At 70.1% G+C, this 13,711-nt stretch carries 14 protein-coding genes and 1 pseudogene; 4 read left to right on the top strand and 11 right to left on the bottom strand.

Features of this window, described 5'->3' with window-relative positions; translation table 11 throughout:
- Positions 1-529 precede the first annotated feature (529 nt).
- Complete coding sequence (locus EJK15_RS61115) at positions 530-973, bottom strand: MarR family winged helix-turn-helix transcriptional regulator (protein WP_206061967.1); 444 nt, start codon at positions 971-973, stop codon at positions 530-532.
- A gap of 118 nt (positions 974-1,091) precedes the next feature.
- On the opposite strand from EJK15_RS61115, the gene EJK15_RS61110 reads away from it, so the two are divergent.
- Both EJK15_RS61110 and EJK15_RS61105 read left to right on the top strand, forming a co-directional pair.
- The gene (locus EJK15_RS61110) at positions 1,092-1,475 is read left to right on the top strand and encodes a PPOX class F420-dependent oxidoreductase (protein WP_138719533.1); all 384 of its coding nucleotides are present in this window, start codon (positions 1,092-1,094) and stop codon (positions 1,473-1,475) included.
- A 17-nt stretch (positions 1,476-1,492) separates the two neighbouring features.
- A complete protein-coding gene (locus tag EJK15_RS61105) occupies positions 1,493-2,101 on the top strand; it encodes a hypothetical protein (protein WP_138719532.1) in 609 nt (202 codons plus the stop codon).
- 4 nt (positions 2,102-2,105) lie between these two features.
- Here EJK15_RS61105 and EJK15_RS61100 read toward each other — a convergent pair whose 3' ends face one another.
- The gene (locus EJK15_RS61100) at positions 2,106-2,696 is read right to left on the bottom strand and encodes an HAD family hydrolase (protein ID WP_171075255.1); all 591 of its coding nucleotides are present in this window, start codon (positions 2,694-2,696) and stop codon (positions 2,106-2,108) included.
- Positions 2,697-2,737: 41 nt separating this feature from the next.
- Here EJK15_RS61100 and EJK15_RS61095 point away from each other — a divergent pair, with 41 nt between their 5' ends.
- Entirely contained in the window at positions 2,738-4,285 is a 1,548-nt protein-coding gene (locus EJK15_RS61095) for a glycosyltransferase family 39 protein (protein WP_240777940.1), read from the top strand.
- 69 nt (positions 4,286-4,354) lie between these two features.
- On the opposite strand, the gene tyrS is transcribed toward EJK15_RS61095, so the two are convergent.
- Positions 4,355-5,620, bottom strand: coding sequence for a tyrosine--tRNA ligase (tyrS, locus tag EJK15_RS61090; protein ID WP_138719529.1), 1,266 nt, complete (start codon positions 5,618-5,620; stop codon positions 4,355-4,357).
- Positions 5,621-5,709: 89 nt separating this feature from the next.
- Between tyrS and EJK15_RS61085 the strand changes: the two genes are divergently transcribed.
- Positions 5,710-6,111, top strand: coding sequence for a PH domain-containing protein (locus EJK15_RS61085; RefSeq protein WP_138719528.1), 402 nt, complete (start codon positions 5,710-5,712; stop codon positions 6,109-6,111).
- Here the strand turns inward: EJK15_RS61085 and EJK15_RS61080 are convergent.
- The 8 genes and pseudogenes from EJK15_RS61080 to EJK15_RS61045 form a co-directional block, all read right to left on the bottom strand.
- Positions 6,051-6,776, bottom strand: a complete 726-nt coding sequence (locus tag EJK15_RS61080) for a DNA-3-methyladenine glycosylase (protein WP_138719527.1) — start codon at positions 6,774-6,776, stop codon at positions 6,051-6,053. The two genes, EJK15_RS61085 and EJK15_RS61080, sit on opposite strands and share 61 nt — an antisense overlap.
- Complete coding sequence (gene argH, locus EJK15_RS61075) at positions 6,758-8,155, bottom strand: argininosuccinate lyase (RefSeq protein WP_138719534.1); 1,398 nt, start codon at positions 8,153-8,155, stop codon at positions 6,758-6,760. The genes EJK15_RS61080 and argH overlap by 19 nt, the downstream gene beginning before the upstream one ends.
- 135 nt (positions 8,156-8,290) lie before the next feature.
- Complete coding sequence (locus tag EJK15_RS61070; RefSeq protein WP_138719526.1) at positions 8,291-9,490, bottom strand: argininosuccinate synthase; 1,200 nt, start codon at positions 9,488-9,490, stop codon at positions 8,291-8,293.
- Positions 9,491-9,549: 59 nt separating this feature from the next.
- Entirely contained in the window at positions 9,550-10,056 is a 507-nt protein-coding gene (locus tag EJK15_RS61065) for an arginine repressor (RefSeq protein ID WP_138719525.1), read from the bottom strand.
- Entirely contained in the window at positions 10,053-10,973 is a 921-nt protein-coding gene (gene argF / locus EJK15_RS61060) for an ornithine carbamoyltransferase (RefSeq protein WP_138719524.1), read from the bottom strand. Before argF ends, EJK15_RS61065 begins: the two co-directional genes overlap by 4 nt.
- A complete protein-coding gene (locus EJK15_RS61055) occupies positions 10,970-12,136 on the bottom strand; it encodes an acetylornithine transaminase (RefSeq protein ID WP_138719523.1) in 1,167 nt (388 codons plus the stop codon). The genes argF and EJK15_RS61055 overlap by 4 nt, the downstream gene beginning before the upstream one ends.
- The gene (gene argB / locus EJK15_RS61050; RefSeq protein WP_138719522.1) at positions 12,136-13,008 is read right to left on the bottom strand and encodes an acetylglutamate kinase; all 873 of its coding nucleotides are present in this window, start codon (positions 13,006-13,008) and stop codon (positions 12,136-12,138) included. Before argB ends, EJK15_RS61055 begins: the two co-directional genes overlap by 1 nt.
- A pseudogene (locus tag EJK15_RS61045) lies at positions 13,005-13,679 on the bottom strand (bifunctional ornithine acetyltransferase/N-acetylglutamate synthase); the annotation flags it as partial. The gene argB and the pseudogene EJK15_RS61045, both read right to left, overlap by 4 nt.
- Between the last annotated feature and the right edge of the window lie 32 nt (positions 13,680-13,711).

Genomic DNA, 13,711 nt, shown 5'->3' with positions numbered 1-13,711 from the left:
AATGCTTGGAAAATCAATCACCTGGCCAACACCCACCAACCGATGGATGTCAACCAAAGGAATCCGTCAAATCAATGACGGGGTTGTGCATCATGCACTGGCTTTTAACACACTGTTGAGTTCTCAAAAAACGGACGCGTACATCTTCACCGGAAACCCTTACGGTCCCCGCTTCGGAGGCGCACCTCTCGTGTTCGCTATCTTATCAGATCTACCGCTTCCGTGTCAAATCCGGAGATTTGCCGACAGCCGGTCGAACCTGTCTAAGATGTCGCCCCGCTTCCGGGGCAACCCTCTTAACTTACCGTGTCATTCTGAGCTTGTCGAATCAACCGATTTTCCGGCGAGTTCGACGTCCCCAGGAACGACTCGGGCTCGAGCACGCCGAAGCGGCTCTGCCGAGTGGCTCGTCATATCAAGGGGCTTGCCCTGGGGCCCGTCCGCCTGACCGGCGTCCGGCTCACTCCCGGGGCGAAGTGAAAGATTAGGTCGGGATTCGCGACACGTCAAATCGCCAGGCCCCAGCCGTTCAGAGTTCCGATGCGGCGCGCCCCACGGCCTTCCCGCATCGGGCCAGGAGGTCCCGCAGCGTCGCCCGCTCCGCCTCCGTGAGCTCGGCCGCGATCGCCCGTTCGATCACCACGGCCTTCTCGTCCGCCACCGCCAACGCCGCCCGCCCGGCCTCCGTGAGCCGGGTCTCGAGGATGTTGCGATGCCAGGGATGCGGCGAGCGTTCGATGAGGCCCCGTTCCTCCAGGTTCTTGAGGACGACGGTCATGGCCTGGGGCGTCACCAGGCACGTCCGCGCCAGTGCCGCGCCGGAGATCCCCGGACTGTCGGCGAGTGCGAAGAGTGCCGCGTATTGGGGAACGGTCAGCCCTGCCGGCCTGACGGCGAGCTGCTTGGCGGCCATCAGCGCCTGCTCGGCGCGCTTGATGTCCAGACCGAGCCGTTCACCTGCGGGCATCCCCATATCGGGGATCGTACAACCTCATACAATGATTCGAGTCTTGATAAGCATCAAAACTTTGATATTGTCGGGCTTGTATGAGCGTCGATGAAGACGACAAGGACAGGGAGAAGAGGGCGCGATGATCCCGGAAAGCCACAAGGACCTGCTGGACCGGCCGCTGTTCGCCCACCTGGCGACGATCGGGCCGGACGGCACGCCCGCGGTGAACCCGGTCTGGACCGTGTGGGACGGAGAGTTCCTGCGGTTCACGACCACCACGAACCGCCGCAAGTACAAAAATGTCGTAGAACATCCGCATGTTGCCGTCTCGATCAACGACCCTGAGAAGCCGTACCGTTATCTGGAGATCCGTGGCGTGGTCGAGCGGACGGAGCCCGACCCGTCGGGCGACTTCTTCGACGTGCTGGCCACGCGCTACGGCCTGGCGTACGAGCGGCCGGTCGGCGACGCCGACCGGCGAGTTGTGATCGTTGTGAAGCCGACACGTACCACCAGTCAGTGACACGGAGGTGAGCCGGCGTGGGTTCGGCGGCGCTCGGGGTGCGGGATCACTGCGGCTGGGCGGTGCTGGTCGCGGTGGGGGGCGCGCCTGAGGCGCCTCGGGTGCTGTTGCGCGAGCGGGTGACGCTGCTCGACGATCCGTCGCTGCCCGACCAGCCCTATCACGCCGCGGCCGGGCTCGATCTCGCAGCGGCGGGCGAGCTGATCGCCCGCGTGGAGCGCGCCGCCCACGCGGCGGCACGCGACGCCCTCGACACGGCCGCGCGGGAGCTGGCGGGGGCCGGGCACGACGTGCTCGGCGTCGCGCTCGATCTCGGGGCGGTCGGCGCCGGCCGGATGGCGCTGCCCGACGACCTCGCCACGGTGCTGAGCAAGCATCACTACCTGCACGGCGCCGAGGGGGAGCTCTACCACGAAGCGCTGATGGACGCGGCGCGCGGCGCGGGGTTCGCGGTCAGCCGGTACGACTTCAAGGAGCTGCGCGACATCGCGGCCCGGATGCTCGGCACGGACGCGGCGGGGCGGGTCGACGGGCTGCGCTCCCAGGTCGGTACGCCGTGGACGCGAGACCACAAGGACGCCGCCCTGGCCGCACTCCTCGTGCTCGACGGCGCCGACCGCGCCTGAGCGATCAGCGCATGACCGCCCGCGACAGGGCACGCACCTGTTCCGGCGACACGAACAACTCCGCCGCCATCCCCGCCTCCCGCGCCGCCACGACATTGACCTCGTTGTCGTCGAAGAACAGGACATCCCGCGGCGCCACGCCCATGCTCTCCGCGCAGATCTCGTACGCCCGCCGCTCCGGCTTGGCGACCCCGATCCGGCACGAGTACGTCAACGCCGCGAACCGCCCGAGCCACTCCCCATGCCGTGATTCCCACATCGGCACCAGGTCCTCGATGATGTTCGAGAGCAGCCCCAGCCGGTGCCCCTGGTTCGCGAGCTCGTGCACTACCGCCACCATGTCGGCGTCCACGTGGCACCAGCTGTCCAGGTCCGCCGCGAGGAGCGCGGGCACGTCCGCGAAGCGCGTACCGAGTTGGTCCGCCACCGCGCCCCAGTACGCGGCGCCGTCCTGGCCCGCGTCATAGGCGGGCCGGCAGGCCCAGTACGCCTCCCAGAACCGCTCCCCCGGCACGCCCGCCAGCGCGACGATCCGCTGCCGCGCCTCGGGAGACTGGGTACGGGCTATCACGCCATAGAGGTCAAAAACGATCACGTTGGCCATACTCCCGACCCTACGGCGCGTATCCTGCCCCGGTGACCACTGCCGCCACACTGGCTCCACCAGCCCGTCCCGCCGAACGTCTCCGCACGTCGACCCCCTGGTGGATGGCATTGCTCGCGGGAGGCGCGGCGTTCTCGGGAACGGGCTCCGCGACCCTGAACGGCGATGAGCTGGCCACCATCAGCGCCGCGTCGCGGTCGCTGGCGGGGATGTGGGAGCTGGCGCAGCACATCGACGGCCACTTCCTGCCGTACTACGCGTTCATGCACTTCTGGGCGAAGGCCGGCACGGCGGAGTTGTGGCTGCGACTGCCGTCGGCGCTGGCGATCGGCGTGGCGGCCTGGCTGCTGACCGACCTGGGCCGGCGCCTGCATTCCACCCGGGCCGGCGTGATCGCGGCCGCCATCTTCGCGATCCTCCCGTCAGTGTCCTACTTCGGCGCATTCGCCAGGCCGTACGCCTTCGCCGCCGCGGCGGTCGCCTTCTCGTTCTGGGCGCTGCACCGGGTCATCGAGCGCCCTGATGGCAGGCGGTGGGTGGGCTATGGCGTGGCGGTCGCGCTCGTGTGCTCCACACACCTGTTCGCGGTGCTGGTCCTGCCCGCCCACCTGGCGCTGGCACGCCGGGCGGTGCTGGTGCGGATGATGGCGGCGCTGGCCGCCGGCTGCGTGCCCGCCGCCGTGCTGGGCCTGATCGGGTACGGCGAGCGGCACGCGATCAGCTGGATCCCGCAGCGCGGGCCGGAGGTGTGGCTGAAGTTCCCCAAGATGGCGGCGGGGACGACCGCGCTCGGGGTGCTGCTGTTCGCGATGGCCCTGGCCGGGGCGGCGCTGCTGTGGACGGCGCGGCGCGGAGCCCGGGGCGCGGGTTCACCGGCTGCCGGCCCGCTCGAGGCACGCTTGCGAGAGGCGGACCCGCACGCAACCGGCCGGTCAGCGGCCGAGCCGCGGGTGGCGGACCGGGCGTGGGTGTTCGCGCTGACCGGTTGGCTGGTCCTGCCCCCGCTGCTGCTGCTCGCGGTGTCGCACCTGGTGACCCCGGTCTACGTCGACCGGTACCTCTTCGTGACCACGCCGGCGCTATCGCTGCTGGCCGGGCTGGCCGTGGCGGCCATCTCCCGGTTCCACCTCGTGGCGGGGGTGGCGGTCGTGGTGCTCGGATGTGTGCTGTCCTTCCCGGACCATCTCGACGTGCGGGAGGAGAACGGGCGGTTCGAGAACATCCCCTGGGCACTGCGCGTGATCAAGGCCGAGCCCGACGACGCGATCGTCTACGGGCAGAGCCAGCTGCGTACGGGCTTCGAGTACTACGCGGACTCACTGATGCCCGTCGATGTGCTGAAGTCCGGTGACGTGCCGTCGCCCGACGGTTTCGGCTACCCCGAGGGGTCCGATGTTCCGGCGGCGCTGGAGGGGCGTGAGCGGGTCTGGGTGGTCTGGCGCGGGAGCAAGAAGTCGGGGCTGGAAGGCGACGGGATTCCGCGCGTCGGGGAGGTGGAGCGGGCGGGGTTCGAGCTGAGTCTGGCCAAGCACTCCGCCGATCTGCCGGGGCTGACGGTGGCGCTGTTCACGCGCAGGTGAACCGCTGACAGGGGATCGCGCGAAAGCGGGCCTCTCCGCCGCCGGAAAGGCCCGCTCGGCCGAGAAAGGTCAGCCGACCTCGACGCCGCCGATCGACTTCTTGCCGCGCCGCAGCACCATGAAGCGCCCCTGCAGGAGGTCGGCGGCGGCCGGCACGTAGGACTCGTCGGTGATCTTGACGTTGTTGAGGTACGCCCCGCCCTCCTTCACCGCCCGCCGGGCCGCCGACTTCGACTCCACCAGGCCGCTGTCGGCCAGCAGGTCCACGAACGGCACCCCGAGCGCGTCGATCTTGGCCTTCGGGACCTCGGCCAGCGCGCCTTCCAGGGTGGATGCCGACAGCTCCTCCAGCGAGCCCTGCCCGAACAGAGCCTTGGAGGCGGCCACCACCGCGGCCAGCTCATCGGCCCCGTGCACCAGCGTCGTCAGGTCCTCGGCCAGAGCACGCTGCGCCTCGCGGGCGAACGGGCGGTCGGCGACGGCCTTCTCCAGCTCGTCGATTTCCTCCCGCGTGCGGAACGTGAACACCTTCAGGAAGCGGATCACGTCGCGGTCGTCGGCGTTGAGCCAGTACTGGTAAAACGCGTACGGCGAGGTCAGCGCCGAGTCGAGCCACACGGCGCCGCCCGCGGTCTTGCCGAACTTGGTACCGTCGGCCTTGGTGATCAACTTGCCGGTCAGGGCGTGGACGTGGGCGCCCTCGACGCGCCTGATCAGGTCGACGCCGGCGGTGATGTTGCCCCACTGGTCGCTGCCGCCGAGCTGGAGCGTGCAGTCGTATCGCCTGAACAGCTCCAGGTAGTCGTTGGCCTGCAGGATCTGGTAGCTGAACTCGGTGTAGCTGAGCCCCTCGCCGCCGAGCCTGGCCGAGACGGACTCGCGGGCCAGCATGCGGTTGACCGGGAAGTGCTTGCCCACGTCGCGCAGGAAGTCGATGGCCGTCATCTGCGCGGTCCAGTCAAGGTTGCTGACCAGCGTGGCGGCCTTCGGCCCCGGCTCGAACGACAGGAACTTCTCCACCTGGACCCGGATGCGCTGCACCCACTCGGCCACGACCTCGGCGGTGTTGAGCACCCGCTCGGTGCTGCGGCCGCTGGGGTCGCCGATGAGGCCGGTCGCGCCGCCGACCAGGCCGATGGGCTTGTGCCCGGCGCGCTGGAAACGGGTCAGGATCAGCAGAGTGGCCAGGTTGCCGACGTGCAGCGAGGGAGCGGTCGGGTCGAAGCCGGCATAGACCGTGATCGGACCTTTCGACAGCGCCTCGCGCAGGGCGTCGATGTCGGTGGTCTGCGCGAGAACGTCGCGCCATTCGAGTTCATCAAGAATGTCGGTCACTGCGTCGGCTTTCCAGTAGTTAGACATATGGATGGTTACAGCGTGCCTGATCACCCCGGTCGCCCGCCACTTGGATACGCTCTGTCTCCATGTGGAAGGTCCGTCGCGAGCTGGCCGTTTTCAAGATCTTAGGGGGTCTGGTGTGTGCCGGGCTCGCCGTCTACTGGTGGATGGAAGGCGATGTCCGCGGCGTGATCCTGGCCGTTCCCGCGGCCGTCCTGGTGGGCGCTATGGGGCTGCGTGACGTGCTCGTTCCCGAGCGGCTGGCGGCCGACGAGAGCGGGATCACCGTGGTGCACGGGTTCGCGGGCAAGCGGCACGTGCCCTGGGACGCGATCTGGGACATCAAGGTGGACGTCCGCAGGAGGTGGGGGCTCCGGAGCGAGATGCTGGAGATCGACACCGGTGACAACCTGCACATCTTCAGTCCTCATGAGCTGGGCGCCTCTCCCACGGAGGTGGCGGCGGCGCTGCGGCGGCGCGGCACATGAGCACGATACGGGGACACGGTCGGGTCTCCGTCGATCCAGAACCGCCACGGGGTTTCCCTGGCCGTCGAGATACCGGTGCGGGGGCCTGACCTGATCGACGCGGGGTCGGCCGGGGCTCCTTCGAGCATGGTGGCCGACTGCCGGGGCCGGCCCAGGGGCGAGCCCTCCTGGATGGCGTCGAGGCCGTTGTGCTCGCGCAGGAGGCCGAGGGCCACCGCGAGCCGGGCCGGACCGCGGGCCAGGTCCCGGTCCGGGATGGGCCTGCGGCCTCCGCTGCCGGCCGTGCGCCCGCCGTTTCGCCGCCGGCGGGCCTCGTCGAGACCCGCCACCACCTCGCCCGCCCGCAGCAGCACGGCCGAGCCGAAGCCGTCGGGCAGGCACACCAGGTTCGCGCAGAAGTGCATGCCGTAGGTGAAGTACACGTACAGGTGCCCGGGCGGGCCGAACATGACCGCGTTGCGGGGCGTCCTGCCGCGGTAGGTGTGAGCCGCCGGGTCCTCCCCGGGGCCGCCGTACGCCTCGACCTCGGTCAGGCGCACGGCGACAGTGCCGTCCACGCTGCCGTGCGTGAGCACGCGCCCGAGCAGGTCGGGCGCCACCTCGTGCGACGGCCGGTCGAAGAAGCTCCGCGGCAGCGCGGCGGGGCTCAACTCCCCGCGGCCCATGCCGCCTGCGCGTCGACCGCCTCGCGGAGCGCGATGAGCTGGTCGCGTACGCGGTCCGGCGCGGTGCCGCCGTAGGCCTTGCGGGCGGCCAGGGCGCCGGGCACGTTGAGCACGCCGCGTACGTCGGGCGTCAGGTGCGGCGACACCTTGACCAGCTCGTCGTCGGTGAGGTCGCCGAGGTCCTTGTCGTTGACCTGGCACCACACCACCAGGTGGCCGACCGCCTCGTGCGCCTCTCGGAACGGCACGCCGCGGCGCACCAGCAGCTCGGCCAGGTCGGTGGCGAGCGCGAACCCGTCGGGGGCCGAGGCCTCCAGGCGGGCGGTGTTCACCCGCATGGTCGCGACCAGCCCGGCCATCGCGGGCAGGACCAGCAGCAGGGTGTCGACCGCGTCGAACACCGGCTCCTTGTCCTCCTGCAGGTCGCGGTTGTAGGTCAGCGGCAGGCCCTTGAGCGTCGTCAGCAGCGACATCAGGTTGCCGATGAGCCGGCCTGACTTGCCGCGGGCCAGCTCGGCCACGTCGGGGTTCTTCTTCTGCGGCATGATCGACGAGCCGGTGGAGTAGGCGTCGTCCATCTCGATCCAGCGGAACTCATGCGAGGCCCACAGGACGATCTCCTCGCCGAGCCGCGACAGGTGCACCCCGATCATGGCCGCGTCGAACAGGAACTCGGCCGCGAAGTCGCGGTCGGAGACGGCGTCCATGGAATTGGGCGCGGCCGCTGAGAAGCCCAGTTCCTCGGCCACTGCTTGTGGATCGAGCGGGAGCGAAGAGCCTGCCAGGGCGCCGGAGCCGAGCGGGGAGATCGCGGCGCGCTTGTCCCAGTCGGTGATCCGATCGATGTCGCGGGCGAACGCGTGCACGTGCGCCAGCAGCTGGTGGCCGAACGACACCGGCTGCGCGTGCTGCAGGTGGGTCATGCCCGGCGCGGCGGTCTCGGCGTGCTGCTCGGCCTGGGCCATCAGCGCCGTCTCCAGCTCGACCAGGCGGGAGACGACCCTGCGGGCATGGTCGCGGAGGTAGAGGCGCAGGTCGGTGGCGATCTGGTCGTTGCGCGAGCGACCGGCGCGCAGCTTGCCGCCGAGCGAGCCGAGCCGCTCCAGCAGGCCGCGCTCCAGCGCGGTGTGCACGTCCTCGTCTGCGACCGTCGGCCGGAACTCGCCCTCCTTGCAGGCGCGCTCCAGGTCGTCGAGCGCACCGATCATGCGCTCGATCTCCTCGTCGCTCAGCAGCCCCGCCCTGTGCAGCACCCGGGCGTGCGCCCTGGACGCCGCCAGGTCGTACGGCACGAGCCGCCAGTCGAAGTGCACGCTCACCGACAGCCGGGTCAGGGCGTCGGCCGGTCCGCCTTCGAAGCGTGCGCCCCACAGCCGCATCGGCTTGCCATCACTCACCGTAAATCTCCTCCATTTTTGCTCTGTTAACGGTCGCGCCCGCTTCGTTGCTCGTTGGCATCGTGCCTCGCGCTCTCCTCCCGAGCTCCTGCGCTCCGGCGGCGACCATAGTGCAACTCAGCTCTTCTTGCTGTCCCGGGCGGCCGCGATCTTGGCGGGGAGCGAGAAGAGCTGGACGAAGCCCTTGGCGAGCGACTGGTCGAAGGTGTCGCCGGTGTCGTACGTGGCCAGCGAGAAGTCGTACAGGGACTCCTCGGAGCGGCGGCCCGTGACGGTGGCGTTGCCGGCGTGCAGGGTCATGCGGATGTCGCCGGAGACGTGCTTCTGGGCCTCGGCGATGAGCGCGTCGAGGGCGGTCTTGAGCGGCGAGAACCACAGGCCGTCGTAGACGAGCTCGCTCCACCGCTGGTCCACGCCGCGCTTGAAGCGGGCCAGGTCGCGCTCGACGGTGACGTTCTCCAGCTCCATGTGGGCGGCGATGAGCGCGATCGCGCCCGGCGCCTCGTACACTTCGCGCGACTTGATCCCGACGAGCCGGTCCTCGACCATGTCGATCCGGCCGACGCCCTGGGCGCCGGCGCGCTTGTTGAGCTCGACGACGATCTCGTACGGCGTGAGCGAACGCCCGTCGACCTTGACCGGGACGCCCTGCTCGAACGTGATGACCACCTCGTCGGCCTCGCGCGGCCGGGACGGGTCGGAGGTGTAGGAGTAGACCTCCTCGGTGGGGGCGTTCCAGATGTCCTCGAGGAAGCCGGTCTCGACCGCGCGGCCCCAGAGGTTCTGGTCGATCGAGAACGGGTTCTTCTTCGACGTCTCGATGGGCAGGCCCTTGGCCTCGGCGTACTCGATGGCCTTGTCGCGCGTCCAGGCGAAGTCACGGGCGGGCGCGACGACCCTCAGGTCGGGGGCGAGCGCGGCCAGGCCGGCCTCGAAGCGGACCTGGTCGTTTCCCTTGCCGGTGCAGCCGTGCGAGACGACCGTGCCGCCGAACTGCTTGGCCGCCGACACCAGGTGCTTGACGATCAGCGGGCGCGACAGCGACGACACCAGCGGGTAGCGGTCCATGTAGAGGGCGTTGGCCTGCAGCGCGGGCACGCAGAAGTCGGCGGCGAACTCCTCCTTGGCGTCCACCACGACCGACTCGACCGCGCCGCAGTCCATGGCCCGCTTCTGGATGACCTCCATGTTCTCGCCGTCCTGGCCGAGGTCCACGGCGACGCAGATCACCTCGGCGTCCATCTTCTCGGCGAGGTACGGGATGGCGACGGAGGTGTCGAGACCACCGGAATACGCGAGAACCACTCTTTCGGTCATGTCATTCTCTCCAGTCTCAAAGTCTCTGATAGTGCGCGGAACGCCCACCCGGAGGTGGGCTAACTACGTCGGTCGGCCAGCTTCAGCAGCGCGTCGGCGACGGCCTGCCCGCCCGCCGGGTCGCGGCTGATGACGAGGATCGTGTCGTCGCCGGCCACCGTGCCGAGGATGGGCTCCCAGTCGGCGTGGTCGATGGCGGAGGAGAGGAACTGGGCCGCGCCCGGAGGTGTTTTCACGACGACCAAGTTGGCTGAAGCCTCGGCACTGACCAGCAGCTCCTCGGCGAGACGCTGCAGTCGCGCGGACGGGGACTCGCCGGTGCCCAGCCGGGCGACCGGGATCCGGTCGCCCCCCTCGCCGGGCAGCGCGTACACCAGGGAGCCGTCCTCGGCGCGCAGCTTGAGCGCGCCGAGCTCGTCAAGGTCGCGCGAGAGCGTGGCCTGGGTGACCTCGACGCCGCTGTCGGCCAGCAGCTTGGCCAGCTCCGGCTGGGAGCGCACGGCCTGCCGCCGCAGCAGGTCGGTGATCTTCGCCTGGCGGCCCGCCTTGGTCGCCGGAATCGTCATCCGTGGGTCACCAGCCAGTGCAGCAACGCCTTCTGGGCGTGCAGCCGGTTCTCGGCCTGGTCCCACACGACGCTGCGCGGGCCTTCGAGCACCTCGCCGGTGATCTCGTAGTCGCGGTAGGCCGGCAGGCAGTGCAGCACGATCGCGTCCGGCGCGGCGTGCTCCAGCAGCTCGTTGTTGACCTGGTACGGCATGAGCGCGGCCACCCGCGCCTCCTTGCCGGCCTGGCCCATCGACACCCACGTGTCGGTGGCGATCACGTGCGCGCCCTGGGCGGCGGCGACCGGGTCGGTCAGCGCGACCACCGAGCCGCCGGTCTTGGCGGCGATGGCGGCGGCCTGGTCGAGGATGACCGCGTCGGGCTGGTAGCCGGCCGGGGCGGCGATGCGCACGTGCATGCCGGCCGTAGCGCCGCCGAGCAGGTAGGAGTGGGCCATGTTGTTGGCGCCGTCGCCGAGGAAGGTCAGCGTGAGCCCGGCGGTCCGGCCCAGATGCTCCTGGACGGTCTGCAGGTCGGCGAGGATCTGGCAGGGGTGGAACTCGTCGGTGAGCGCGTTGACGACCGGCACGCGGGAGTTGGCGGCCATCTCGTCGATGAGCTCCTGGCCGGTGGTCCGCCAGACGATGGCGGCGACCTGGCGGTCGAGCACCCTGGCGAGGTCGGCGGTGGGCTCGCCGCGGCCCATCAGGACCGAGACGTTGTCGACGACCAGCGGCAGGCCGCCCAGCTCGCCGATCCCGGTGTGGAAGGAGATGCGGGTGCGCGCCGACGGCTTGTCGAACAGCACCGCGACGGTCTGCGGGCCCCGGAACGGCCGGTAGCCGAACCGGTCTTTCTTCATCACCGCGGCGAGCTCGAGAACCTCCGCCTGCTCGGCGGGCGACAGGTCGTCATCCTTCAGGAAGTGTCTGGTCACTTTGCCGCCTCCGCCAGAATCGCCGGGAATGCCGCCACGAGGGCGTCCACCTCGTCAGCCGTCACGACCAGCGGCGGCGCGAGACGCACCGCGTCGGGCTGGAGCGCGTTCACCAGGAAGCCCGCCGCCGCGGCCGCCTGCTGCACCTGCGCCGAGCGCGGCTCGTTCAGCACCGCCGCCAGCCACAGGCCGCGCCCGCGCACGCCCTTCAGCAGCGGGTGGCCGGCGGCCTCGAGGCCGGTGCGCAGCCGCGCGCCGGTCGAGCGGACGTGGCCGAGATCCACGTTGTCCAGCACCGCCAGCGCCGCGGCGCACGAGACCGGGTTGCCCCCGAACGTAGAGCCGTGGTCGCCCTTCTCGAACAGTCTGCCCACGTCGCCGAACCCCACGCACGCGCCGATCGGCAGCCCGCCGCCCAGGCCCTTGGCCAGGGTGAGGATGTCGGGGGTGACGCCGTCGGCCTGGTGGGCGAACCAGTGCCCGGTACGCCCGATCGCCGACTGGATCTCGTCGGCCACCAGCAGGGCGCCGGTCGAGTCGCAGATCTCGCGGGCGGCCTCGAAGTAGCCGTCCGGCGGCGGGACCACTCCGGCCTCGCCCTGGGTGGGCTCCAGGAAGACCGCGATGCAGTCGCCGGTCACGGTCTCCTTGAGCGCGTCGGCGTCGCCGTACGGGACGAAGCGGACGTTGACCGGGAACGGGCCGAACTGGTCGCGGATGGACTGCTTGCCGGTCAGGGACAGGGCGCCGATCGTGCGGCCGTGGAAGCCGTTCTCGGCGGCGACGAAGTAGGAGCGGCCCTCGCGCCGGCCGTACTTGAGCGCCAGCTTGTACGCGGCCTCGTTGGCCTCGGTGCCCGAGTTGGCGAAGAAGACCCGCGTGGGGGCGTTCAGCAGCGTGCGAAGCCGCTCGGCGAGCAGCACCTCGGGCTCGTGCAGGAACAGGTTGCTGGTGTGCGCGATGGTGGCGACCTGCTTGGATACGGCCTCGACCAGGGCGGGGTGGGCGTGGCCGAGCGAGCTGGTGGCGATGCCGCCGATGAAGTCGAGGTACTCCTTGCCGTCCACGTCCCACACGCGGCTGCCCTCGCCGCGGGCCAAGGCGACCGGGGGGACGCCGTAGTTGGGCATGAAGGCCTGCTCGAACCTCTCGTACAGATTCATCAGGGCATCACCATCGTTCCGATTCCTTCATTGGTGAAGATCTCCAGCAGCAGGGAGTGCGGGACGCGGCCGTCGAGCACGTGGGCCCGCGGCACGCCGCCCTGGACCGCCGTCAGGCAGGCCTCCATCTTGGGGACCATGCCGCTGGACAGCGTCGGCATCATCGTCGCCAGCTCGTCGGCGCCGAGCTCGTCGATCACGTCGGTGTCGTCGGGCCAGTTGGCGTACAGGCCCTCGACGTCGGTGAGGACGATCAGCTTCTGTGCCTCGAGCGCCACCGCCAGCGCGGCGGCGGCGGTGTCGGCGTTCACGTTGTAGATCTCTCCGGCGTCGCCCCTGGCGACGCTGGAGATCACCGGGATGCGGCCGTTGTCGATCAGGGCCCGCACCGCGCCGGCGTCGACCTTGATGATCTCGCCGACCTGGCCGATGTCCACGGGTTCGCCGTCCACGACGGCGTGCTTGCGCACGGCGGTGAACAGGTGGGCGTCCTCGCCGGACATGCCGATCGCGAACGGGCCGTGCCGGTTGACCAGCCCGACGATGTCGCGGTTGACCTGGCCGACCAGGACCATCCTGACGACCTGCATGGCCTCGGGCGTGGTGACCCGCAGCCCGGCGGTGAACGTGGACTCGATGCCCAGCTTGTCCAGCGCGCTGCTGATCTGCGGGCCGCCGCCGTGCACGACCACCGGGCGCAGGCCGGCGTGGTGCAGGAAGACGACGTCCTCGGCGAAGCCCTCCTTGAGCGCCTCGTCGGTCATGGCATTGCCGCCGTACTTGATGACGACGGTCGCGCCGCGGAAGCGGGTCAGCCAGGGCAGCGCCTCGATCAGGGCCTCGGCCTTGGTCTGCACGGTGGGGAGCCTCATGAGCTGTACGCCGAGTTCTCGTGGACGTAGTCGGCCGTCAGGTCCGTGGTGTGCACGGTCGCGGTGTGCGGGCCCGCCGACAGGTCGATGGTGATCGTCACGTCCCTGGGGCGCAGGTCCACCTTGGAGCGGTCGTCGCCGGCCGCGCCGCCGCGGCAGATCCAGATGCCGTTGATGGCGACGTTGAGCCGGTCGGGCTCGAACACGGCGTCGGTGGTGCCGACCGCGGCCAGGACGCGGCCCCAGTTGGGGTCCTCGCCGTGGATGGCGCACTTGAGCAGGTTGGAGCGGGCGACCGAGCGGCCGACCTTGACCGCGTCGTCTTCGGAGGCGGCCCCGACCACCTCGATGGCGATGGCCTTGGAGGCGCCCTCGGCGTCGACCAGGAGCTGCCTGGCCAGGTCGGCGCAGACCTCGGTGACCCTCTGCTCGAACTCCGCCAGGTCCGGCTTGACCTCGGATGCGCCGCTGGACAGCAGGAGCACGGTGTCGTTGGTGGACATGCAGCCGTCGGCGTCGAGCCGGTCGAACGTCTGGCCGGTCGCCTTGCGCAGCGTGGCGTCGAGCTCCTCGCCGGTCAGGTCGGCGTCGGTGGTGATCACGCAGAGCATGGTCGCCAGGGCCGGGGCGAGCATGCCCGCGCCCTTGGCCATGCCGCCGACCATGTACCCGCGGGGGGCTCCGCCCTTCGCTTATACTCACA

Source organism: Nonomuraea basaltis, from assembly GCF_005893125.1.
Taxonomy (GTDB): Bacteria; Actinomycetota; Actinomycetes; order Streptosporangiales; family Streptosporangiaceae; genus Nonomuraea; species Nonomuraea basaltis.
Note: the sequence above shows the minus strand (reverse complement) of the source record. Positions and strands in the feature narration are given on the sequence as shown.

Bases quoted from the DNA above. Each gene is read 5' to 3' on its own strand.
- EJK15_RS61115 (WP_206061967.1), bottom strand. From the start codon at position 973: ATGGGGATGCCCGCAGGTGAACGGCTCGGTCTGGACATCAAGCGCGCC.
- EJK15_RS61110 (WP_138719533.1), top strand. From the start codon at position 1,092: ATGATCCCGGAAAGCCACAAGGACCTGCTGGACCGGCCGCTGTTCGCC.
- EJK15_RS61085 (WP_138719528.1), top strand. From the start codon at position 5,710: ATGTGGAAGGTCCGTCGCGAGCTGGCCGTTTTCAAGATCTTAGGGGGT.
- EJK15_RS61080 (WP_138719527.1), bottom strand. From the start codon at position 6,776: ATGGGCCGCGGGGAGTTGAGCCCCGCCGCGCTGCCGCGGAGCTTCTTC.
- argH (WP_138719534.1), bottom strand. From the start codon at position 8,155: ATGCGGCTGTGGGGCGCACGCTTCGAAGGCGGACCGGCCGACGCCCTG.
- EJK15_RS61070 (WP_138719526.1), bottom strand. From the start codon at position 9,490: ATGACCGAAAGAGTGGTTCTCGCGTATTCCGGTGGTCTCGACACCTCC.
- EJK15_RS61065 (WP_138719525.1), bottom strand. From the start codon at position 10,056: ATGACGATTCCGGCGACCAAGGCGGGCCGCCAGGCGAAGATCACCGAC.
- EJK15_RS61055 (WP_138719523.1), bottom strand. From the start codon at position 12,136: ATGAATCTGTACGAGAGGTTCGAGCAGGCCTTCATGCCCAACTACGGC.
- argB (WP_138719522.1), bottom strand. From the start codon at position 13,008: ATGAGGCTCCCCACCGTGCAGACCAAGGCCGAGGCCCTGATCGAGGCG.